At 55.0% G+C, this 21,115-nt stretch carries 23 protein-coding genes; 22 read left to right on the forward strand and 1 reads right to left on the reverse strand.

Features of this window, described 5'->3' with window-relative positions; genetic code table 11:
* The first annotated feature begins 349 nt into the window (after positions 1 to 349).
* The 13 genes from EDM58_RS23730 to EDM58_RS23790 all read left to right on the forward strand — a co-directional run bounded on the left by EDM58_RS23730 (position 350) and on the right by EDM58_RS23790 (position 14,636).
* Positions 350 to 1,852, forward strand: a complete 1,503-nt coding sequence (locus EDM58_RS23730) for a sugar ABC transporter ATP-binding protein (RefSeq protein WP_122915522.1) — start codon at positions 350 to 352, stop codon at positions 1,850 to 1,852.
* Between the two features lie 26 nt (positions 1,853 to 1,878).
* Entirely contained in the window at positions 1,879 to 2,907 is a 1,029-nt protein-coding gene (locus tag EDM58_RS23735) for an ABC transporter permease (protein ID WP_122915523.1), read from the forward strand.
* A 2-nt stretch (positions 2,908 to 2,909) separates the two neighbouring features.
* Positions 2,910 to 3,902 (forward strand): ABC transporter permease, encoded by a 993-nt coding sequence (locus EDM58_RS23740; protein ID WP_183187610.1) that lies wholly within the window; start codon positions 2,910 to 2,912, stop codon positions 3,900 to 3,902.
* Between the two features lie 62 nt (positions 3,903 to 3,964).
* Positions 3,965 to 5,002, forward strand: a complete 1,038-nt coding sequence (rhaS, locus tag EDM58_RS23745; RefSeq protein WP_122915525.1) for a rhamnose ABC transporter substrate-binding protein — start codon at positions 3,965 to 3,967, stop codon at positions 5,000 to 5,002.
* 71 nt (positions 5,003 to 5,073) lie between these two features.
* The gene (locus EDM58_RS23750; RefSeq protein WP_122915526.1) at positions 5,074 to 7,143 is read left to right on the forward strand and encodes a bifunctional aldolase/short-chain dehydrogenase; all 2,070 of its coding nucleotides are present in this window, start codon (positions 5,074 to 5,076) and stop codon (positions 7,141 to 7,143) included.
* A 64-nt stretch (positions 7,144 to 7,207) separates the two neighbouring features.
* Positions 7,208 to 7,954: a (Fe-S)-binding protein gene (locus EDM58_RS23755; RefSeq protein ID WP_122915548.1), complete on the forward strand. Its 747-nt coding sequence runs from the start codon at positions 7,208 to 7,210 to the stop codon at positions 7,952 to 7,954.
* The gene (locus tag EDM58_RS23760) at positions 7,935 to 9,443 is read left to right on the forward strand and encodes a LutB/LldF family L-lactate oxidation iron-sulfur protein (protein WP_122915527.1); all 1,509 of its coding nucleotides are present in this window, start codon (positions 7,935 to 7,937) and stop codon (positions 9,441 to 9,443) included. The genes EDM58_RS23755 and EDM58_RS23760 overlap by 20 nt, the downstream gene beginning before the upstream one ends.
* The gene (locus EDM58_RS23765) at positions 9,436 to 10,128 is read left to right on the forward strand and encodes a LutC/YkgG family protein (RefSeq protein WP_122915528.1); all 693 of its coding nucleotides are present in this window, start codon (positions 9,436 to 9,438) and stop codon (positions 10,126 to 10,128) included. The genes EDM58_RS23760 and EDM58_RS23765 overlap by 8 nt, the downstream gene beginning before the upstream one ends.
* A 35-nt stretch (positions 10,129 to 10,163) precedes the next feature.
* The gene (rhaM, locus tag EDM58_RS23770) at positions 10,164 to 10,484 is read left to right on the forward strand and encodes an L-rhamnose mutarotase (RefSeq protein ID WP_122915529.1); all 321 of its coding nucleotides are present in this window, start codon (positions 10,164 to 10,166) and stop codon (positions 10,482 to 10,484) included.
* A gap of 10 nt (positions 10,485 to 10,494) precedes the next feature.
* On the forward strand, positions 10,495 to 12,033 hold the full coding sequence (rhaB, locus tag EDM58_RS23775) for a rhamnulokinase (protein WP_246001005.1): 1,539 nt from the start codon (positions 10,495 to 10,497) through the stop codon (positions 12,031 to 12,033).
* Entirely contained in the window at positions 11,969 to 13,231 is a 1,263-nt protein-coding gene (rhaA, locus tag EDM58_RS23780) for an L-rhamnose isomerase (protein WP_122915531.1), read from the forward strand. Before rhaB ends, rhaA begins: the two co-directional genes overlap by 65 nt.
* Positions 13,232 to 13,457: 226 nt before the next feature.
* The gene (locus EDM58_RS23785; protein WP_246001006.1) at positions 13,458 to 14,111 is read left to right on the forward strand and encodes a hypothetical protein; all 654 of its coding nucleotides are present in this window, start codon (positions 13,458 to 13,460) and stop codon (positions 14,109 to 14,111) included.
* Positions 14,112 to 14,186: 75 nt separating this feature from the next.
* Positions 14,187 to 14,636, forward strand: coding sequence for a GNAT family N-acetyltransferase (locus EDM58_RS23790; RefSeq protein ID WP_122915550.1), 450 nt, complete (start codon positions 14,187 to 14,189; stop codon positions 14,634 to 14,636).
* A 55-nt stretch (positions 14,637 to 14,691) separates the two neighbouring features.
* Here EDM58_RS23790 and EDM58_RS23795 read toward each other — a convergent pair whose 3' ends face one another.
* Positions 14,692 to 15,174, reverse strand: a complete 483-nt coding sequence (locus tag EDM58_RS23795) for a GNAT family N-acetyltransferase (RefSeq protein WP_122915532.1) — start codon at positions 15,172 to 15,174, stop codon at positions 14,692 to 14,694.
* A gap of 166 nt (positions 15,175 to 15,340) precedes the next feature.
* On the opposite strand from EDM58_RS23795, the gene EDM58_RS23800 reads away from it, so the two are divergent.
* The 9 genes from EDM58_RS23800 (at position 15,341) to EDM58_RS23835 (ending at position 21,032) form a co-directional block, all read left to right on the forward strand.
* Positions 15,341 to 15,970 carry a flavin reductase family protein gene (locus EDM58_RS23800; protein WP_122915533.1) on the forward strand — a complete coding sequence of 210 codons (630 nt, stop codon included), beginning with the start codon at positions 15,341 to 15,343 and terminating at the stop codon, positions 15,968 to 15,970.
* A 68-nt stretch (positions 15,971 to 16,038) separates the two neighbouring features.
* Entirely contained in the window at positions 16,039 to 16,938 is a 900-nt protein-coding gene (locus EDM58_RS23805) for an SDR family oxidoreductase (protein ID WP_122915534.1), read from the forward strand.
* 62 nt (positions 16,939 to 17,000) lie between these two features.
* Positions 17,001 to 17,630, forward strand: coding sequence for a C39 family peptidase (locus EDM58_RS23810; RefSeq protein WP_246001009.1), 630 nt, complete (start codon positions 17,001 to 17,003; stop codon positions 17,628 to 17,630).
* A gap of 263 nt (positions 17,631 to 17,893) precedes the next feature.
* Positions 17,894 to 18,082: a hypothetical protein gene (locus tag EDM58_RS25555; RefSeq protein WP_148039353.1), complete on the forward strand. Its 189-nt coding sequence runs from the start codon at positions 17,894 to 17,896 to the stop codon at positions 18,080 to 18,082.
* Positions 18,083 to 18,206: 124 nt separating this feature from the next.
* Positions 18,207 to 18,656: a hypothetical protein gene (locus EDM58_RS23815; RefSeq protein ID WP_122915535.1), complete on the forward strand. Its 450-nt coding sequence runs from the start codon at positions 18,207 to 18,209 to the stop codon at positions 18,654 to 18,656.
* Positions 18,656 to 18,847 carry a hypothetical protein gene (locus EDM58_RS23820; protein WP_122915536.1) on the forward strand — a complete coding sequence of 64 codons (192 nt, stop codon included), beginning with the start codon at positions 18,656 to 18,658 and terminating at the stop codon, positions 18,845 to 18,847. Before EDM58_RS23815 ends, EDM58_RS23820 begins: the two co-directional genes overlap by 1 nt.
* A 2-nt stretch (positions 18,848 to 18,849) precedes the next feature.
* Positions 18,850 to 20,187 carry a phage tail sheath subtilisin-like domain-containing protein gene (locus tag EDM58_RS23825; protein ID WP_122915537.1) on the forward strand — a complete coding sequence of 446 codons (1,338 nt, stop codon included), beginning with the start codon at positions 18,850 to 18,852 and terminating at the stop codon, positions 20,185 to 20,187.
* Positions 20,188 to 20,640 carry a hypothetical protein gene (locus EDM58_RS23830; RefSeq protein WP_122915538.1) on the forward strand — a complete coding sequence of 151 codons (453 nt, stop codon included), beginning with the start codon at positions 20,188 to 20,190 and terminating at the stop codon, positions 20,638 to 20,640. It begins immediately after the preceding gene.
* An 11-nt stretch (positions 20,641 to 20,651) separates the two neighbouring features.
* The gene (locus tag EDM58_RS23835) at positions 20,652 to 21,032 is read left to right on the forward strand and encodes a phage tail assembly chaperone (RefSeq protein ID WP_246001015.1); all 381 of its coding nucleotides are present in this window, start codon (positions 20,652 to 20,654) and stop codon (positions 21,030 to 21,032) included.
* Positions 21,033 to 21,115: the final 83 nt, after the last annotated feature.

The raw sequence follows: 21,115 nt of genomic DNA on the forward strand, positions 1-21,115 counted from the left end.
TTCTCTACTCTACACCCTGAAACACTTCTTCAAAGTGGCTGCTTTTGGCCGCGGTTCCGCCTTTGGAGTGGGAGGCGGCCAGTGAGACCCTCAGCGAAGATCCCAACCCGCCTGGAGCGTTTTTCCCTTTTTCCTTCGCTCCACTACAGCCGGAGAACCACCAAACTCAAAACACAATGGGTTTCTAATCGCAATTTATCTGAAAACAGGGAAAAATAGAAAAATTACATATACAAACAAAATCAAAAGGTATATAATCAAAAACATAAAGATAAACAGAAGAAAACAAACAAAATAATAACTTAATGTAGCGATAGAAACATATATTCGGACAGAAAAGAGGAGAACGATGTCGGACTATGTGTTGGAACTGAAAGGAATTACGAAAGCGTTTCCAGGAGTAAAGGCGTTGGATGGCGTGCATTTTCAACTCAAAAAAGGCGAAATCCACGCCCTAATGGGGGAGAATGGCGCAGGAAAATCCACATTTATCAAAATCATCACAGGTGTCCATCTTCCGGATGAGGGGGAAATCATCCTGAACGGGGTGCGCACGCAAATCAACAGCCCGAAGGATGCCCAAAGGCTGGGAATCGCGGCGATCTATCAGCATGTGACCTGCTTTCCCGATCTGAGCGTCACGGAAAATATATTTATGGGTCATGAGAAGGTAAGCAAGCGAACCAAGCGGATCCGCTGGAGCGAGATGCACGACGAGGCCAAGCTGCTCTTGCAAGAACTGGGCAGCAATCTGGACCCGCGTACGAGGATGGGGGCACTGAGTGTCGCGCAGCAGCAAATCGTCGAGATTGCAAAGGCCTTGTCGATGCGGGCCCGGATCATCATCATGGATGAGCCGACAGCAGCGTTGACGGCGAGGGAGAGCGAGGAGCTGTACAGGATTGCCGAAAAGCTGCGGGACGATGGGGCATCCATCATCTTCATCTCGCATCGCTTCGAGGACATGTACCGTCTGGCGAGCAAAGTGACGGTCTTTCGCGATTCGCGCTATATCGGGAGCTGGGGCGTCAATGAGATATCCAACGAGGCGTTGATTGTCGCGATGGTGGGGCGGCAGATCACACAAATGTTCCCGCAAAGAAGTGCCGAACCAGGCGAAGAAGTACTGCGGGTCGAGGGCCTCGGCAAGACCGGCTATTTTGCAGATGTCTCCTTTTCCCTTAGGCGCGGCGAGATTCTCGGCTTGACCGGACTGGTCGGGGCCGGGAGGACAGAGGTGTGCCAGGCGTTGTTCGGCATCACTACTCCCGATCAGGGACGGGTTTTCCTTCGCGGCGAGGAGATCGTGATTCGCCAGCCTTGGCATGCGATGGAGGCGGGCATCGGCTACCTGCCGGAGGATCGGCAGAAGCAAGGATTGGTGCTGGATTGGGGGATCGGACGCAACATCACATTGTCTGCTTTGGACCAGCTTTCCCGAAGAGGCTGGGTGGATGAGAAAAAAGAGGCGGAGCTGGCAAAGACTCTGGCGGAAAAGGTGCAGGTCAAGGCACAGAGCATTTTTGATCTCGCCAGTTCCCTCTCCGGCGGCAATCAGCAAAAAGTGGTGGTGGCGAAGCTGTTGACTGCTCACCTGGACGTCCTGATCCTCGACGAACCGACCAAAGGCGTCGACGTCGGAGCCAAATCGGCGATCTATGAAATGATCAGCGAGCTGGCCGCTCAAGGCTATGGCATCATCATGGTGTCCTCCGAGATGCCGGAGGTGATCGGCATGAGTGACCGGATTATCGTCATGCGCGAGGGAAGGGTGACAGCGACTCTCGAAGCAGCCAACGCTACGCAAGCAGGAATCCTTGCGGCTGCGATGGCGAACCAGACAATTTCATAGACACCTGTTGCTTCGGGTGACAGTGGATGAAGAAGGTGGTGGTTGAGTTGACAGGCAAGACGCTGGAGAAGACATCGTTCGGAGCTAGTTTCGCCCGGTTTCGCGAGTTGGGGCTGTTGCTTTTTATCTTGATGCTTGCCATCGGGGTCCAGCTTCGCAATCCGAGCTTTTTAACCATGGAAAATCTCAGCGACATGGTGACCAATACAGCAATATTAAGCATCCTGGTCGTCGGCATGATGCTGGTGATCGTGACGCGCGGAATCGATCTGTCGATTGGGGCTACTCTGGCCTTGTCGGGAATGATCGCGGCATTGACAGTGAGCGCCTATCCCGATGTGCATCCGCTGCTGGCGATTCTGTTGGGGATACTGGTGGGGCTCATCTGCGGGGCAATCATCGGACTTCTGGTGGCCAAGGCCGGCATTTTGCCGATCATTGCGACGCTGGGGATGATGAACGTATTTCGCGGCACGACCTTTTTGGCAAGCGGCGGCAAGTGGGTAAGCGCCCATCAGATGCCTTCTTCGTTCAAGGCGATTGCTACAGGCTCCGTTCTGGGCATCAATACGCTCATCCTGATCGCAGTCTTCATTTATATCCTCTTTTATTATTTCATTACCTACACGCGCACTGGCAGGCAAATCTACGCAGTCGGCAGCAACCCCGAATCGGCGCGAATCAGCGGCATCCAGAATGACAAGATCCTGTGGCTGGTCTATACGATCATGGGAGGGCTGTCCGGGCTGGCTGGCGTTCTGTGGGTAGCGAAATTCGCCTCCGCTCAAGGCGATACGGCAGTTGGCTATGAGCTGAGCGTCATCGCGGCCTGTGTGCTCGGCGGCGTCAGCATCGCCGGAGGCTCCGGGAAAATTTCCGGCATCATACTCGGTTCCATTCTGCTCGGCATGCTGAACAATGCCCTGCCGCTGATCAATGTCTCTCCGTTCTGGCAGATGGGCATCCAAGGTGCGATCATCTTGATTGCCGTCGTGATCAATGCACTGGTGAAGCGGGGCGTCGATCGCAACAACCTGATGAGGAGGCGGATTTGAGCATGGAAAAGCGTGTGTTGCTCGGAAGCCGGGCATTTTCATGGAAAGCCTTTTTTCTGCAATGGGAGTGGATGCTGGTCTTGATCTTCCTGCTCGTCCATGCCTTGAATGCGTATTTGTCGCCATACTATCTGAACGCCGACAGCCTGCGGGACGCGACGATGACTTTTCTGGACAAGGCTTTCATCGTCTTGCCGATGGTGCTGATCATCATCCTGGGGGATATCGACATCTCGGTGGCTTCCATCGTCGCTCTGTCTTCCGTGGTGATGGCGGATTTGTATACCCGCGGCGTGCCGATGGAGCTGGCAGTCTTCATCTGTTTGGGCGTCGGCGCCTTATGCGGCTACATAAACGGGCTTTTGATCACCAAATTCAAGGAGCTTTCAGCGGTGATCGTGACGCTGGGGACGATGATCCTCTACCGGGGCATCGCCTACATCATCCTGGAGGATCAGGCCGCGGGCAAGTTTCCGGAATGGTTCAGCTATTTGGGCTGGGGGTATGTGGGGCCCGTGCCGTTTATCTTTCTCGTCTTTGTCATCTTTGCTGCCGCATTTATCCTGTTGCTGCACAAGACGACATTTGGCAGGCGCGTCTATGCGATGGGAAACAATTTGACAGCCAGTCAATTTTCCGGGATCAAGGTGGACCGCATCAAGATCATCGTCTTTACCCTGGCGGGACTCATGGCTGCTGTGACCGCCCTTTTTCTCACCTCGCGCATGGGCAGCACCCGACCCAACATCGCGACGGGCTATGAGCTGGACGTGATTGCGATGGTGGTGCTGGGGGGAATCAGCACAGCAGGCGGAAAGGGCCGGATGATCGGTGCGATATTGGCGGTGTTTCTCATTGGCTATTTACGCTATGGGCTGGGGCTGGTCAATGTGCCGGCACAAATGCTCCTGATCATCATCGGACTGCTCTTGATCGCGGCCGTCACGATTCCCAACCTGAAGGGAAGGCTGGGCAAAGGAAAGAGGGCAGGCTGAGACGGGATACATCACGGGGTAAAACCTGTTGTGTATAGGAATTCAAAATAGGGGGAATTGGCATGAAAAAGATTGTGACCTCATTTTTGACCGTCCTGCTCGCGGCGTCCATGCTCGCAGCTTGCAGCCAGACGGCGAGCCAGCCGGGCGGCTCCGGCGACGCAGGCGGGAAAAAGCGATTCGCCATCATCTTTAAGAATACCGGAAACCCGTACGGCGAAAAGCAGATGGAAGGCTTCAAGATCGCGATCGAAGAGACAGGCGGCGAAGCCATCCTGAAAGCGCCTGACCAGCCGACAGCAGAAGCGCAGATTCAGATGATTGAAGAGTTGATTTCCCAGAAGGTGGATGCGATTGCAGTGGTCGCCAATGACCCGGACGCGTTGCAGCCCGCCCTGAAAAAAGCGATGGACGCCGGGATCAAGGTGCTTTCGCTCGATTCGGCGGTGAACGCGCAAAGCCGCATGGTCCACATCAACCAGGCAGACCCCGAACGGATCGGCCGCGTCCAGATTCAAGCCGCGGCGGAGATGATCGGCGGCAAAGGAGAGATTGCGGTACTGAGCGCCACTTCGCAGGCGACAAACCAAAATCTCTGGATCGAATGGATGAAAAAAGAACTGGAAGACCCCAAATACAAGGACATGAAGCTGGTCAAGGTGGCGTACGGGGACGATCTGCGCGACAAGAGCGTGTCCGAGACCGAAGCCCTGCTCAAATCCTATCCTGATCTGAAAGCGATCATCGCGCCGACGACCGTTGGGATCGCAGCGGCTGGAAAAGTGCTGACCGACAAGGGCTTGAAGGACAAAGTGAAGCTGACCGGGCTGGGACTCCCGAGTGAAATGGCAGAGTACATCGAAAGCGGCGTCAGCCCGTGGATGTATCTGTGGAATCCGGTCGACGTGGGCTATCTCTCCGGCTATGCGGCAGATGCGCTGGTCAAAGGGACGATCACCGGAAAGGCAGGAGAGAAATTTACGGCCGGGAAGCTGGGCGAAAAGGAGATCATCGCGGATGGGGACGGCACCCAGATCATGCTGGGCGATCCTTTCAAATTCGACCCGTCGAACATCGGGGAGTGGAAACAGGTCTATTAGTCAGGGGGGTGCCCCAGGCAGCCGGCTGCTCGGGGCACCACTGAAATCCTTACATTCGTTGGAGGTAGGAAATGATACGAAGCTTATGGGATCGTGACCAAGCAGATCACCTGCAAAGCGGATTGGAAGAGCTGGTTTATCGATCGAACCTGATCGGAGCGGATCGGCGGGTTTGCAACTGGGGCGGGGGCAATACCTCTACGAAAACAAAAGGGAAAGATTTTCGCGGCAGAGAGATCGACATCATGTGGGTGAAAGGAAGCGGTTCGGATCTGGCGACGATGAAGGCGCAGCAGTTTACCGGACTGCGTCTCGACGATGTGATGCCGCTCCTGGCGCGGGAGGAGATGTCGGATGAGGAGATGGTCGCGTATCTCTCCCACTGCATGATCGACAGCAAGCATCCCCGTCCCTCCATCGAGACGCTGCTCCATGCGTTCCTGCCTTTTCCCCATGTGGATCATACGCATCCGGACGCGATCATCAGCATTTGCTGCGCCGACAACGGCAGGGACGTGGCGCGCGAGATTTTCGGCGACCGCTTTGTCTGGGTCCCGTATGTGCGGCCTGGCTTTACGCTGTCCAAGATGATCGCCGAGGGTGTGGCGCAAAATCCGCAAGCCGAGCTGGTCTTGATGGAAAAGCACGGCCTGGTCACTTGGGGAGAGACATCGGAGCTGTGCTACGCCAAGACAATTGCCGTGATTCAAGAGGCGGAAAGATACATCGAGGCGAGGATTCAGGAGGAGCATGTGTTTGGCGGGCAACTTCGTGAAAGTCTTCCCGAGCCCGAGCGCAAAGAAATCCTGGCGCAGCTTATGCCGCTTATCCGCGGTGCCGTCAGCGGACAAAAGCGCATGATCCTGACTTTTGATGACGCACCGGATGTCCTTGCATTCGTCAACAGCAAGGAAGGCAAAACACTTTCCCAGATCGGCGCGGCTTGCCCGGATCATCTGGTGCATACCAAGATGGTGCCACTGTACGTCGAGTGGGACCCGGCGACGCGGGATGTAGGCGTGCTCAAGCAGCAGCTTCGCGATGGCATTGCCCAGTATCAGCAGGAGTACCAGGCGTATTTTGAACGGAATCACAGCGAAGGAGATCAAATGTCCGAGACAGCTCCCCGCGTGATCCTGATTCCGGGAATCGGCATGATCAATACCGGAAAAAGCTGGGCTGCCTCCAAGGTGAGCGGCGCTCTCTATCACCGGGCAATTGCCGTCATGCGCGGCGCCACAGCATTGGGTGATTTCGTCTCGCTTTCCGAACAGGAATCGTATCTGGTGGAGTACTGGCCGCTGGAATTGTATAAATTGACGCTGGCGCCGCCTGAAGCCGAGTTTTCCCGCCAAGTCGTATTTGTGACAGGCGGGGCTGGGGGGATCGGAAGCGAGACGTGCCGCAGCTTTGTCGCACAAGGAGCCCATGTCGTGGTGGCGGATCTGAACATCGACGGGGCGAGCCAGCTGGCAGAAGAAATCAATGCCCGCTATGGAGACGGGAGAGCGGTAGCAGTCAATATGGACGTGACGCGCGAGGAGGAGGTCGTTGCGGCATTGAAGGAAGCGGCGCTTGCCTACGGGGGGATCGATGTCGTCGTCAACAACGCGGGTCTGGCTACCTCCAGCCCGTTTGACGAAACCACTCTCCAGGAATGGGAGCTGAATATCTCGGTGCTGGGCACGGGCTATTTTCTCGTCGCCCGTGAAGCCTTCAAGCAGATGAAGGCGCAGGGCATCGGCGGCAATATGGTGTTCGTCGGCTCGAAAAATTCGGTCTATGCGGGCAAAAACGTCTCCGCCTACAGCTCTGCGAAAGCGCTGGAAGTCCATTTGGCCCGTTGCATCGCGGCAGAGGGAGGAGAGTACGGCATTCGCGTAAACTCGATTTTGCCTGACGCCATCTTGCAAGGCTCGGCGATCTGGAACTCCAATTGGCGCAATGAGCGCGCCGCCGCCTACGGAATCAAGCCAGACGAGCTGGAGGAGTACTATCGCAAGCGCACCACATTGCTGGTCAATATCTACCCGAAAGATATTGCGGAAGGCATCCTGTTCTTCGCTTCGTCCCGCTCAGAGAAAACGACGGGCTGCATGCTGACGATCGACGGCGGTGTGCAGGCGGCGTTTACCCGCTAGCGGCAGGGATCGCCGCACGCACCCGCGAAGAAAAAGGGATGACAGTGAAATGAAGGTGGTAAAGGTGAAAATTTCCTTGTTTGTAACCTGCTTATGTGACGGCCTCTACCCGCGCGCAGCAGAATCGATGGTCCGCTTGCTCGCCCGATACGGAATTGCGCTTCATTTTCCCGAGATGCAGACCTGCTGCGGTCAGCCGGCATTCAACAGCGGGTACCGGGAGGAAGCCAAGGCGTCTGCGAGAACGATTTTGGAGGCGTTTGAGGGGAGCGATTACGTCCTCTCTCCCTCCGGCTCCTGTACCGGGATGATTCATCATTACTACCCGGAGCTGTTCCGCGACGATCCGGTTTTGTTGGAAAAGGCGCTCCGATTGCAAAAGAAAACGTTTGAATTTTCACAATTCATGGTCCGCGTCTTAGGAATACAGAACATCGGGGCGAGTTTTCCGTACAAAGTGACCTACCATCCCTCTTGTCACGGGTCGCGGCTGCTCGGAGTCAAGGAAGAGCCGCTGCTGTTGCTGGAAAACGTGATGGGGCTGGAGTTGATCCCTTTGCCTTTTGCCGAGGATTGCTGCGGGTTCGGCGGTACTTTTGCCGTGAAGATGAGCGACATCTCCGGGGCGATGGTGAGCGAAAAGGCAGACCACATCCTGGAGACCGAAGCACAGGTGCTAGTCGGTACGGATATGGGGTGTCTGATGAACATAGCCGGACATCTGAGCTATCGCGGCCAGCCGATTCGCGTTCTTCATTTGGCTGAATTGCTGTACGAGGGGGTGAGCGAACATGCGGTCAGCCGAGCCTAGGACGGTCCAGGAGCGGGCGCGACAGGCGCTTTCCGACGAGTTTTTGCGCAACGCAGTAAAGTTCACAACAGAACGGCTGCGCGCAGGCAAGCAGACGGCGTCACAGGAGCATGGAAACTGGGAGGAGTGGCGGGAGCGTGCGCGTCAGATCAGGCTGCATACGATCGCCCATCTGGATTACTACCTGCAGGAGTTCGTGGAGAATGCAAGGGCCAACGGCGTTCAGGTCCATTTTGCCGACACTGCCGAAGAAGCGGCAGCGCTGACGATGGACATCGCAAAGCAGTGCGGAGCTCGTTCGGTGGTGAAATCCAAGTCGATGGTCTCCGAGGAGCTGCATATCAACCAGGCGCTGCAAGCGGGAGGCGTGGAAGCGGTGGAGACCGACCTCGGGGAGTACATCATCCAGCTGGCGAACGAACCGCCGTCCCATATCATCATTCCGGCCATTCACAAAAACCGCTACCAGATCGCCGAACTGCTGTCCAAGGAAGCAGGGGAGGAGCTGCCCCCGGATACGACGGCTTTGGCGGGCTTTGTGCGCAGAAAGCTGCGGGAAAAATTTCTCGAAGCCGACATCGGGATGACGGGCTGCAATTTTGCAATCGCGGAGAGCGGCTCCATCGTTCTGTTTGAAAACGAAGGCAATGCCCGCATGGTGACGACGGTTCCCAGGACGCAAATTACGCTGATGGGCATGGAGCGCATCATTCCGACCTGGGATGATCTCGAGGTGATGGCGACGCTCTTGCCCCGCTCGGCGACAGGGCAGAAGCTGACCGTCTACATGTCGGGAATATCCGGGCCGAGACGCGCAGAGGATCGGGACGGTCCCGAGCAGATGCACCTGATCATCGTCGACAATGGGCGGTCGCTGCAATTGGGCGACCCGCATTTTCAGGAGCTGCTCAATTGCATCCGCTGCGGTGCTTGTCTCAACGCCTGCCCGGTATACCGGCACATCGGCGGCCACGCGTACGGCAGCACCTACAGCGGTCCGATCGGGGCGGTGCTGAAGCCTGCGCTGAACAAAAACGTAGCCGAGTGGGACGACATCGCCAATGCCTCCAGTCTGTGCGGTGCCTGCTATGAAGCCTGTCCGGTCAAAATCCCGCTGCATGACATGCTGGTCTATCTGCGACAGCGAAAAGTGGAGCAAGGGGTACAGTCCGGGGAAGAGAAGGCGGGGATGAAAGGCTTTCGCTACGTGATGTCGTCGCATAAGCGGTACGGTCGCGCCCTGCGCTGGGGACGCGTCATGCAGAAGCTTTTGCTGCGCGATGGAGTCATCAAGGCTAGGATTGGGCCGCTTAAGGGCTGGAACCAGCACAGGCATACGTCTCCATTGCCCAACAAGTCCTTTCGCGAGGGGTGGCAGGCATTGGAGCGTGACATCCAGAGGGAGCGGACAGAGATGGATGAGCAGATACGGGAACGGCTGCACCGCCATCTCAACGAACGCGAGAAAGGTGGCGTGGGCGATGAATGAAGAGTCGCGCATCAAACAGGATCGGTTCATGCAACGAATCGCGGATCGCCTGGGTCGACCGCGCTTGACGGAAAAGCCTCCTCATCCCCACAAGGGCGCTCCGCCGGATTGGCGGCGCTTTTCGCTTGATCGGGAGGAGCGAATAGCCCTGTTCAGCGAGAACTGGCAAAAGGCTGGCGGTCATGTGGTTCGAGTACCTGATCTGGAGGCGGCGAAAACCTACATCGCGCAAAAGGCAAAGGAACTGGGAGCCTATGCGATCATCCGCCAAAATCAGCCGGAGCTGAATGCGCTGGATTGGCAACAAGCCCTGCCGGAAGCAGAAATCGTCGTCTGGCATTCGGAACAGCAGAAGGATTTGCTTCGCTATGCGGCCGGGGCGGATATCGGGATTACGATGGCAGAGTACGGCATCGCCTACACGGGTTCTCTGGTTTGCACATCGTCTGGCAATCAGGGCAGGTCAGTCAGTCTTTTGCCTGCTGTTGTCATGGCGATCCTTCCGGCAGAGCGGATTGCGACGCGCATGGGGGAGGTGCTGGCCCATTTTGATGGCCGTCCGCGAGCGCAATTTCCCGCAGGGATCCATTTTATCTCGGGGCCAAGCCGTTCCGCCGACATCGAGAATGATTTGACGATTGGCGTTCACGGCCCAGGGGTTGTGTTTGCCCTGATCGTAGGCTGAATGAATCGCGAGCAAAATTGAGGAGGGATTCCACGATGATTCGCAAGGCTTTTGCCATGAAGGTATTTGCCGATTGCCATGCGGAGTACCAGAAGCGGCACGAGGAGATTTGGCCCGAGATGGTGGAGATGCTGCATGAGCATGGCGCACAGAGCTACTCCATTTTCCTGGATGCGAAGACAAATACCTTGTTCGCCTATCTGGAAATCGAAGACGAAGAGCGCTGGAGCAAGACCGTCGAGACGGAAATCTGCCAAAAATGGTGGGCGTACATGAAGGATGTCATGGAAACCCATGCGGATCATAGCCCGGTTACGGTCGAGCTGCAGGAAGTGTTTCATCTCGGGAACAAGTGAGGTGCAGGCCGTGGAAAATCATATTGCGGTAGACATTGGAGCGTCCAGCGGCAGGCTGGTGTGGGGGAGGGTCGTTGACGGACGTCTATCCCTGACGGAAATCCACCGCTTTGCCAATGGATTTGCCGAGCGCAACGGACATTGCTATTGGAATATCGACTACTTGTTCGAGCAAGTGCTGATTGGTCTGCAAAAGGCAAAGAGCCAGGGCATCTCGGCTTGCACCCTGGGCATTGACACCTGGGCTGTAGACTACGTGCTGCTGGATCGGGAGGGCAAAAGGCTGCATGAGGTGTACGCCTATCGGGACGAGCGGACACGCGATGCGGTAGAGATCGTGACCAGGCAGCTTTCGGCTCGAGAGATCTATGAGAAGACCGGGATCCAGTTCCAGAAGTTTAACACGCTGTTCCAACTGGCGGTTCACGACCCCGCCGAGCTTCAGCAGGCAGACAAAATCCTGCTGGTGCCCGACTATTTGACCTTCCTGCTGACAGGTAAGCTGGTGAACGAGGTGACGAATGCCTCGACGACCCAGCTGCTGAATCTGCATACGAAGGACTTTGACGCGGACTTGCTTCGCCTGCTTTCCTTGTCGCGCAGCCAGTTTGCCGAACTCGTTCAGCCCGGAACGGTTCTGGGGGCGATCAGCCAGACGTTAAGAGAGAAGTACGACCTGCCCGACTGTGATGTGATTGCAGTCGCGACGCATGACACTGCATCAGCGGTCCTCGGTGTTCCGGCGGATCAGGAGGAGCCTTTTGCCTATTTGAGCAGCGGGACCTGGTCGTTGATCGGCGTGGAAACGACTCAACCGATTCATGACGAGCGGGCGCAGAGCAGCAATTTTGCCAATGAATGGGGCGCGTATCACACCTACCGTTTTCTCAAAAACATCATGGGCCTGTGGCTGATCCAGGAGGTGCAGCGAAGCTATCAGGAGCAGATCTCGTTTGCGGAGTTTGTGGAGCTGGCGGGGCGGGAGGAGGCGTTTCGGTATTATGTCGATTTTACCGATGACCGCTTTTTGCACCCGCCCGACATGGTAAAGGAGATCCAGGCTTATTGCGAGGAGAGCGGACAGGAAGTACCCGGGACGCCGGGTGAGGTGGCGCGGTGCATCTACGATAATCTGGCTATCCTCTATGCGCTTGCAGTCAAGGAAATGGAAGCGGTTACAGGGAATGCGATCACGGTCATCCACATCGTAGGGGGCGGGTCGAACAACGAGCTGCTCTGTCAGTTGACAGCCGATGTTTCGGGCAAAAAGGTGATCGCGGGACCGACTGAGTCGACGGCGCTGGGCAATCTGCTTGTACAGATGATCGCCAGCCAAAAGCTGAAAGACGTCCAGGAGGGCAGAAGGCTGATCCGCCAGTCTTTTTTAGGGAAGACCTATTTGCCGCAAGAACGGGGAGGGCAGGAATCCTGGCTGGAGGCGTTCGCCCGGATCGCCAGACGTGGAACAGGAGGGAGGATGGGACATGGAAGCAAAGCTGACCGCCAGCTATCAGGCGGCGAAGGAACTGTACGCGAGACACGGCATTGATACAGACGAGGTCCTGGACAGACTGGCGCAGGTGAAGGTGTCCATGCATTGCTGGCAGGGGGATGATGTGCGCGGTTTTCTCAACCGCGACCAGGAACTGACGGGGGGCATAGCCGTAACGGGGAACTATCCGGGAGCAGCACGTACAGCGGATGAATTGCGTCAGGATTTGGAGAAAGCCTTCTCCCTGATCCCCGGCAAGCACAAGGTAAATCTGCATGCCATCTACGCCGACACGGACGAGCGGGTGGAATTGGATCAATTGGAGCCGAAGCATTTTGCCAATTGGGTCAAATGGGCGAAGGAGCATGGCTTGGGTTTGGATTTTAACCCGACCTGCTTTTCGCATGAGAAGTCAGCGGACGGCTTTACCCTGAGTCATCCCGATCCGCAGATTCGCCGGTTCTGGATCGATCATTGCAAAGCTTCGCGAAAAATTGGCGCTTATTTTGGACAACAGCTGGGGCAAACCTGCGTGACGAACGTCTGGGTGCCGGACGGCTTCAAGGATATACCGGTCGACCGGATGGGGCCGAGGAGGCGATTGAAGGAGTCGCTCGACGAGATTTTTGCCGAGCAGCTAGACCCGGCTTCACATCTGGATGCGGTGGAGAGCAAAGTGTTCGGGATCGGTTCGGAGAGCTATGTAGTCGGCTCGCATGAGTTTTACATGGGATACGGGCTGCAAAACAACAAGCTGATCTGCCTCGATGCAGGCCATTTCCACCCGACGGAGGCGATCTCCGGCAAGCTAAGCTCGCTGGCCTTGTTCGCGGAAGGGATCTTGCTGCACATCAGCCGTCCTGTTCGCTGGGACAGCGACCATGTGGTGATTATGGACGACGAGCTGCTGGACATCGCCCGCGAACTGGTCCGCCACGATTTGCTGGCGAAGACGCATATCGGGCTCGACTTTTTCGATGCCAGCATCAATCGGATCGCAGCTTGGGTGATCGGGATGCGCAATACCCTGAAGGCGCTGCTGCGGGCGATGCTGGAACCTACCGAGATGTTGAGGCAGGCTGAGCTGGCGAAGGATTATACGACCCGCCTCGCCTTGCTGGAAGAGTTCAAATCTTATCCCTTCGGCGCGGTTTGGGACTACTACTGTGCCAGACAGGGTGTTCCGGTACGCGAAGCCTGGCTGGATGAGGTTAAGGCATACGAACAGAAGGTCCTGTCTGCGAGGGAGGTTTAGTTAGAATGAAATATTTGGTGCCATTTTCTCAAATCGGGAAAATGGTGCTTTTTTTTCGGGTAAAATAGCGCTGCCAAACCGCTGTCAGAGCCGTTTTTTTGGCTTGAGGCCCTCTGGTGTCTTGGGGAATTTTAGTAAAAACATCTTGAACTATACAATTGAGTGTGAGATATTGTACAAGAAAAAGAGAACATGTGTTCCTATTTTGAATAGGGAGGGAAGCAGAATGGTACCGAACACATTGATGAGCAGTGACTACTTGAGGGAGATGGTTTGCGAGCATTGTCCGGCTACGGGATGGGGCAAGAAAGCGCGCTGCCAGGTTCACGACAAGCATGTCGGGATGATTGACAGCTGTCCGGAATGGGACAAGTTCAAATCAGACCACGAGGGAAAAATCATGGAGAACGCAGCCAAATATAACGTTTCTGCCGGACTGCAACCCGCACTCGATCTCATTTCGCGGACAGAGGACGATATTCGCGACTACCCGTACATGCAGATTGAAGTGGTTCGGATTCAAAGCTATTTGCGAGAAGCGGGCGAAGGAATGGTTGCCCAGTACGGTGTGGATTCGGCAATGCCCAAAGCAAAAGGCAGGAACGCGGACAAGACGCATGCCGAGGTCGTTCGCAGGGAGCGCAAATGGAACCGGCTGCAAAATCTGCAAAAGAAGATCGCGCGCATCGACCGGGCAGTAGAGTCGATTACAGATGAGCAAGAGCGGCTGATTGTCGAAGCGCTGCTCGATGGAGATAAGAACAATGTCATTGCCAAGGTCCTGGGGGTCTCACGCCAACGATATTACGAGATCAAGCGGAGTGCCGTCATGAAAATGGCGATCGCGATGAAGGAAGAAGAGGAGAAAAAGCTTTCCTGAAAGGATTCGGGGTGTATGGGGAGAATGGTAAGCTTGCAAGCGATTGTGAAGCAGTTGGGGAAAGGGGACGGAAGCATGGAAATACGAGAAGCTGTGCAAAGTGATCTGTCAGAAATTGTGCGTCTTTTGGCCGACGATGAATTGGGGGCAACCCGGGAACGGTATGAAGACCCGTTGCCGCAAGCCTATCTCGATGCTTTTTCCGACATTCAAAGGCAATTCGGCAATTCTGTACTTGTCGCAGTCGATCACGACAAAGTGATTGGCTGCCTTCAGTTGACCATCATTCCTGGACTGGCGCGCCTGGGGATGAAACGGGCGCAAATCGAAGGGGTGCGAGTAGATCGGGAGTATCGCAGCCAGGGCATTGGAGAAGCGCTGTTCCGCCACGCGATTGAACTGGCGAGAGAGCAGGGCTGCGGACTTGTTCAGCTGACCACTGACAAATCGCGCCCGGACGCTCATCGATTCTATGATCGCCTCGGATTTGTGAGGAGCCATGAGGGAATGAAATTATCCTTGTAGGAAAAGAGAAGTAAAATAAAGCAGGGCTGTCGGATCTAGCGACAGCCCTGTTTGCTTATAGAAAATAGTGAAGCATGTATTGCCTGCCGATTGGCCCCATACGCGTGATCCCTTTGTCGACAAAGCCTGATTTTTCGTAAAGTTGTTTGGCCGCCAGATTCCGTTCATTCACCACGAGTATAATTTCCTCTTTTCCTGGCAGATGCTCAGCCACAAAGTCGGGCAGAGCAAGCATCGCCTTTTTCGCATACCCCTTTCCCTGATGCTCTTCCGATACCGATAATGCACGCAGGAGGATGGTGTGGGGATTGCTGGTATATTCAGCGATTCCTTCCCCTACATGCAGTACGAAAAAACCCACGGGTACTCCCTCAGCCATAATAACCACCGGATAGCGATCGGGATCTCGCAGCGTTTCCTCCAGCACCTTGTTTGGAAGCGCAGTAAATGACAGCTGCTCTTCTGGAAGAGAGAACTGAAGGAGTGCTTCGGTAAATGCCTCGTCGTACAGGGATAAGTGAACTTCGATTGCTGTCATTTCAGCTAATCTCCTTTATCGATTTATCGTCTAGGTAAAGCGGAATCTAGATTTACTATCCATAATTTTCCGGAACAAATCAAGCGAACAGATTCTGTTTTTCATACTTCGATGGGGATTGAATGGTTTTCATTTTACCATCACTCAGGAGAAGAACTTAAAGGAGATGGAACCGATGAAGCCGGAAGTGACAACACCGAATACGAAAGCTGTTAAGCCCAAAATTTTATACTACGGGACCCCGGTCGTCCTCTTGAACACTTGGAATGAAGATGAAACTACCAATATCAGCCCTATCTCTTCATCATGGGCATTAGGGTATACCGTTGTATTAGGCTTGGGAGTGGGCGGAAAAGCCCTGGAAAATATCAAACGGCATGGAGAATGCGTACTGAATCTTCCAGACCCGAGTTTGTGGGAGCAGGTAGAGCGGCTCGCCCCTTATACAGGCAAGGACCCGGTGCCGGATTCCAAGAGAAGCATGGGATTTTCCTATCAAAAAGACAAATTCAGGGTCAGCGGCTTGACGGAAGCGGCATCTGTAACCGTCAAGCCCTCGCGCATCCTGGAGTGTCCTTTGCAGTTGGAGGCAGTTGTGAAGCATATCCGCATTCCGGAACATGCTCCGGAGTTTGCTGTGGTAGAGACGGAAGTGCTGCATGTCCATGCACATGAACGAATTGTGTTGGGCGAGCATCATATCGATCCGGCGAAGTGGAGCCCGCTTCTCTACAACTTCCGCCACTATTTTGGGCTCGGGCAAGCTCTCGGCAAGAACTTTCGCGCAGAGAGGTAGATCGCTAGAGAACCCCTTTCGCATAGGCGCATATCCTAATGGTATCGATTTCGAGAGGGGGATTCGCTATGTACCCGATGTACCCGTATTACAGTTCGAAAACGACGTGTGAGGAGACGCCGATCACATTCCCGCCGCAGCATCAGGATCGTCAGCCAGGAATGGAATACCTGATGATTCCTCGTCCGATCTACGACAATCCTGCCTACTTGGGGAGCGGGAAATTGCAAGGAAAGATTGCGATCATCACAGGAGGCGACAGCGGGATTGGAAGGGCAGCGGCGGTAGCCTTTGCCAAGGAAGGAGCCGATGTCGCAATACCCTATTTTGACGAGCATGTGGATGCGGAGGAAACCAAAAGCATCATCGAGGGATATGGACGTCGCTGTCTCTTGCTGCCGGGGGATTTGCGGGAGGAGGCATGGTGTCAGGAGGTGGTGACCCAGACGATTTCCTTTTTTGGCAAGCTGGATGTACTGGTACTCAATCAGGCTGTCCAATTCCCTCAGCACAGTATCCTTGACATCAGCAGGGAGCAGCTGGAGGATACCTTCCGAACCAATATTTATCCCCACTTTTTCTTGACGAAGGCAGCCCTGCCATATCTGCAACCCGGCAGCTCGATCATCAGCACTGCCTCCGTCACAGCCTATCAGGGAGAGCCGCTGCTCCTGGATTATTCCTCGACGAAAGGGGCCATTGTGTCCTTCACGCGTTCCCTGTCCCTCCAACTCAAGGACCGTGGAATCCGGGTAAATACGGTAGCGCCAGGGCCGATTTGGACCCCGCTGATCGTATCCAGCTTTTCAGCGGAGTATGTGACGACCTTTGGAACGGACACGCCGATGCGCAGAGCAGGACAGCCGTTTGAACTTGCTCCTACTTATGTGTATTTGGCGTCTGACGATTCCGGATACGTGTCCGGGCAGGTATTGCATGTAAATGGCGGAACGATCACGGAGACGTAAAACAGGAATGGGAAGATAGGGTGCTTCGAAATGTGTTACCTTTAGTAGGAGGAATGAGCCGGATGGAGGTAGAGAGCATGCAGGAAGTACCCTATTTTGGTCAGTTTGAGTCACGAGCGTTGATTGGCGACTTTATCACGGGAAAAAGGAGTCCGGCCGATGACCCTCTGTGGGAGCTGTCGGGTGCAACCGATCAGGCGGAATACGCGCGGTGGTGCGATCATATTTGCGGGATGGCTTGTCTGAAAATGGCCTTGGCCCATTTGCAGGATCGCATCATTCCCACGATGGACCTGATGAAGCAATGTCGGGAGTACGGGGGATATGTAGTCCATGAAGATGGAACGATCAAAGGCCTGATTTACCGCCCATTTATTTCGTTCGTTTCGGAGCAGTTTTCCCTTCAGGCGGAGCTGAAGGAGCACACCCCGATCGAGGAGATTTATGATCTGCTCGACCGAGGATACGTGTATATCGCATCTGTCCATCCGAGCATCCGCAAGCCTGACGCGGTACCGCCCAAGCAAGGCGGGCATCTGGTCTATGTGTTCGGGAAGGACGAGCAGACCCGGGAGCTTCTGTTTCACAATCCGTCCGGGGATACCCCGCAGACGCAGGAGAATGTTCGCATGAGCCTGGGGGACTTTTCCCGCTTTTATGCAGGGCGCGGGATATTGATCAAAGGCAGGTAGACAACCCTTTACAGAACTTTACATAACCGTTCATTTTCCCGTTTTTTCTGCTGGGCGGGTTATACTTGAGCCAAGCGAAAGAAATAAGAACTGCACAGCGTTATTGCGAAAAGCCATCCGAGCATCCGGGTGGCTTTTTCAATTCCCTGAAATGGTGAGGGACGCTTCGATTGCAAAACGGAGGTGAAGAAAGTGAACAAACACAGAAGCGTGACCAGAAAAACCTTTTTCGCCAAGCTTCCCAAAACACACGAGTGCTATGGATGCGTCTGGGCGCAAGTTCTCGAACAGCGCGTGCTGTGCGTGAGAATGCCTTGTGTCAGGAAGAGGCAGGTGAAATAGCGGCACCCGTCGAGCAGGGAAAAACAGGCGAACAGCGCCAGACATACACAAAAGCGAGTTCAAGGCTTGGGTCCACTCGCTCCTTGCTCGACGGGCGCTGCTCGTCATAGAGAGAATCATCGTGTTGAGGGGAGGAGGTCAAGATGCATCACGAAGGAACGATCCTTGTCCAGCAAGGGAGAGGGTCCCCGAATCAGGGGAGCGATTGGCTGAGGCGGCAAAGGGGGTGGCGGGATGGAACGTGAAAGAGCCGTGCTGGTCGAGTTGGTGAGAGAAGCGTATCCGCAGCTGGAGACACTGGTCAACCTGGATCAGTGGATGTCTGGCAGCTTTTCATCTCCAATCATTTTCGTGACGGCACAGGGTGTGAGCGAAAAGGCGAAATCCCTCACCACATACACAGCCGTGGCGGATGCGGGAATCGTCCTGCATTACCCGCTGGTCGAAGGCTTTTACCAGCCGCTGTCCGCCGAACCGCTGAGAAGGCTTTTGCGCCAAAAGGGGTACAGCTTCCGCGGACAGAATAGTGATCTTCTCATCGACATCGACAGCTCGACGTTCCGGATCTGGAACGACCGCAGAGATCGGACGGAGATCACATTCCGCTTTACCTACCATGTGGCGGTTCCCAAACAGCCTGAAGCCAAAATCAACACATTCGAGATCGAGGGGGAGTGGTCGTAGTGGCCCGTAAAGCCAAGCAAGAAGTGGCTGCTGAGCAGACGAGAAGCAAGCAGGAGTGGATCAAGAGCGCCTTTACTCTGGGAGCCGAAAGCTTCGAGGTAGCGGGCGCTCTTTTTCAGGAAGCGGCAGAACAGCAACTGACAGAAAGCATGGTTAAAAGAAAACTAAACACATACAGAGGCGGTGTATAAGAATGACAATCCAACGTGAACGTCCAGGAGTAACAGTCGAATTGATTGCCAAAGCAAAAGAGCGGGTATTGCCCAAAAGCGGTGTGGTGCTGGTGCCGTACCAAGCCGAGTGGGGAGCGCCTGATGCGCTGGTGACGATGTCCAGTTTCGACGAGCGCATGCAAGCAACCTTTGGCGAGGTGGATACGGTAGAGCTGGCAGCCGAAGGAGGGGCGACGATTCTCGGGTATCGCATCACGAATGGAGCAGCCGCAGCGGCCGCTTATGAGCAGGCAGATTCGATCCGCATCGAGGCCCTTTATCCGGGCTTGCGCGGGAATGATTTGTTCGTGACCATTCAAGCCTCTACTGCAGAGCCGGGCAAAGACGAACTGCAGGTGGCAGGGCCGCTCTCGACTGAGAAATTCTCGTTTGCCGATGCGGCTGAGCTGGAGAACAAGACCAGTCAATCCATCTATGTCCGCGTGAAAAAGCTCGGCGAGACCCCGATCGCTCGCGTACAGCAGGTCTCTTTGAGCGGAGGGGTGAGCGGCAATGCGCCATTGACCTCGGCAGATTCGACCAAGCTGTTCGCGTCTGTCTCCGGAGCTGATTTCGATACCATGTATCTGCCGTTCCCGGATGCGGCTATCCAGGCTGCAGCCAAGCAGTTCATGAATGATCGCCGGACCCAAAGCAAAAAGCTCGGCACTCTCGTGATCGGCGGTGCGGCTGAGAACGATGCGGACATGTCCAAGCATGTGGAGCGCTCCGTTGCGCAAAACGCCCGTTATGTCGTCAACAACGCCATTGCGGGCCAGCACAACAACGGTAAAATTTACAGCAGCCTGGAGTGGGCAGCGTGGGTAGCCGGGATGATTGCCGCAACACCAGCTCATGAATCGCTGACGGCTGTAGTTGTTCCCCTGAAAAAAGCGCACAAGGATTGGGGCCACACCGAGATCCTGCAAGCGCTTGGCAGCGGTACGCTGATTGCTGCACGGGACGGCAGCGTGTATATCGTGGAGAGCGCGGTCAACACCTTGTCTACCTTGGGAACAAATGAGCGCGAGGACTACGGGAAAATCCGTGTCAGCATGACACTGGATCAAATCGTCAACGACATCAACAGCGTCGGCAAAAAGTATAAAGGAAAGCTCAGCAACAATGATCTGGGCGGCGCGGTCTTCGTCTCAGCCGCTCATGCTTACCTGACCGTACGCGAGCAGCAAGGAGCAATTGACAGCGGCTGGAGCTTTACGGACAAGAAAGACGGCTCCGGTGATCGCCGAGGCTTCCTGCTTTCTGCGAAACCGCTGGATGCGATTGAATACTTCATTATCGATTGGGAGGTGCTGTAAATGGCGATTGCACGCGATATCAAACTGAAAAACTGCCAGATTTACAATGAGAATGGGGACCCGATCTACGGAACGCTGGAAGGGAAAATGACCCTGAAAGTCGAGTACGGCGATACGAACCGCTTGCAGAAGGGGAAAATCCAGACCATCAACGACTGGCATGTCGAGGTTACGCTGAAAATCACGGCTACCAATGCCGCGCTGAAATACTACTGCGTAGAGCAGCTAACAAATGGAAAAACGCCTGTATTGCCGTTTTTAATCGGCGAGACAGTAGACAAGGAAGCAGGCAATGTCGAACGTGTCCGCATCTCCAATATCGTGCTGAATCCAGAAGAGATCACCCTTTGGGAAGCGAAGGCAGACGGTACGGATCACGCCACATACGACCTGAAAGGCATGTCCAACGACAAGCCGGATTATCTGGACGAGCTGCCTGAGTACAGCGAATAGGAGGGATTATCTTGAGCAAGCTGCAAAAATATCTGGCGAAAGCGAATGAGCAAGCGCCGCGAAAAGAAATCACCGTGATGATTGACGGCGATGAATGGAAGGTCCGTCAGCTGAATCTGACAGAATTGCGCGAGTGCGAGAAAATCGCCGACAAGGGGGACAAGACAGACTGGTTCCTCTACAACGACGCTCGCCTCGTCAAAGCGACAGAGCACGATTTTCCCTGGAATCAGGAGGAACTGAAAAAGGCGTACAAGGCGGGAACCAAGTACGAGCTGGTGGAAAAGCTGTTCCGGGACAATCCGGATGGCTACACCAAGCTTTTGACTGCCGTGCGTGAAGTCAACGCAGGTGTGACGGAAGAAGAAGCGATTGAAGAAGCAAAAAACTGATCCGATCTGACGGGGAAGCCTGGCATATATGCCGCGCCTTTCTGATGGGGCGGGGCCTACCGTCGGATCTCCTGGAATATGAA

Source organism: Brevibacillus panacihumi (assembly GCF_003710985.1).
Classification (GTDB): Bacteria; Bacillota; Bacilli; order Brevibacillales; family Brevibacillaceae; genus Brevibacillus; species Brevibacillus panacihumi.

What these genes read in the sequence shown, in the direction of transcription:
- EDM58_RS23730 (WP_122915522.1), top strand. Translation starts at nt 350, where the DNA reads ATGTCGGACTATGTGTTGGAACTGAAAGGAATTACGAAAGCGTTTCCA.
- EDM58_RS23735 (WP_122915523.1), top strand. Translation starts at nt 1,879, where the DNA reads ATGAAGAAGGTGGTGGTTGAGTTGACAGGCAAGACGCTGGAGAAGACA.
- EDM58_RS23740 (WP_183187610.1), top strand. Translation starts at nt 2,910, where the DNA reads ATGGAAAAGCGTGTGTTGCTCGGAAGCCGGGCATTTTCATGGAAAGCC.
- rhaS (WP_122915525.1), top strand. Translation starts at nt 3,965, where the DNA reads ATGAAAAAGATTGTGACCTCATTTTTGACCGTCCTGCTCGCGGCGTCC.
- EDM58_RS23750 (WP_122915526.1), top strand. Translation starts at nt 5,074, where the DNA reads ATGATACGAAGCTTATGGGATCGTGACCAAGCAGATCACCTGCAAAGC.
- EDM58_RS23760 (WP_122915527.1), top strand. Translation starts at nt 7,935, where the DNA reads ATGCGGTCAGCCGAGCCTAGGACGGTCCAGGAGCGGGCGCGACAGGCG.
- EDM58_RS23765 (WP_122915528.1), top strand. Translation starts at nt 9,436, where the DNA reads ATGAATGAAGAGTCGCGCATCAAACAGGATCGGTTCATGCAACGAATC.
- rhaM (WP_122915529.1), top strand. Translation starts at nt 10,164, where the DNA reads ATGATTCGCAAGGCTTTTGCCATGAAGGTATTTGCCGATTGCCATGCG.
- rhaA (WP_122915531.1), top strand. Translation starts at nt 11,969, where the DNA reads ATGGAAGCAAAGCTGACCGCCAGCTATCAGGCGGCGAAGGAACTGTAC.
- EDM58_RS23785 (WP_246001006.1), top strand. Translation starts at nt 13,458, where the DNA reads ATGGTACCGAACACATTGATGAGCAGTGACTACTTGAGGGAGATGGTT.
- EDM58_RS23790 (WP_122915550.1), top strand. Translation starts at nt 14,187, where the DNA reads ATGGAAATACGAGAAGCTGTGCAAAGTGATCTGTCAGAAATTGTGCGT.
- EDM58_RS23795 (WP_122915532.1), bottom strand. Translation starts at nt 15,174, where the DNA reads ATGACAGCAATCGAAGTTCACTTATCCCTGTACGACGAGGCATTTACC.
- EDM58_RS23800 (WP_122915533.1), top strand. Translation starts at nt 15,341, where the DNA reads ATGGAACCGATGAAGCCGGAAGTGACAACACCGAATACGAAAGCTGTT.
- EDM58_RS23805 (WP_122915534.1), top strand. Translation starts at nt 16,039, where the DNA reads ATGTACCCGATGTACCCGTATTACAGTTCGAAAACGACGTGTGAGGAG.
- EDM58_RS23810 (WP_246001009.1), top strand. Translation starts at nt 17,001, where the DNA reads ATGGAGGTAGAGAGCATGCAGGAAGTACCCTATTTTGGTCAGTTTGAG.
- EDM58_RS25555 (WP_148039353.1), top strand. Translation starts at nt 17,894, where the DNA reads ATGCGTCTGGGCGCAAGTTCTCGAACAGCGCGTGCTGTGCGTGAGAAT.
- EDM58_RS23815 (WP_122915535.1), top strand. Translation starts at nt 18,207, where the DNA reads ATGGAACGTGAAAGAGCCGTGCTGGTCGAGTTGGTGAGAGAAGCGTAT.
- EDM58_RS23825 (WP_122915537.1), top strand. Translation starts at nt 18,850, where the DNA reads ATGACAATCCAACGTGAACGTCCAGGAGTAACAGTCGAATTGATTGCC.
- EDM58_RS23830 (WP_122915538.1), top strand. Translation starts at nt 20,188, where the DNA reads ATGGCGATTGCACGCGATATCAAACTGAAAAACTGCCAGATTTACAAT.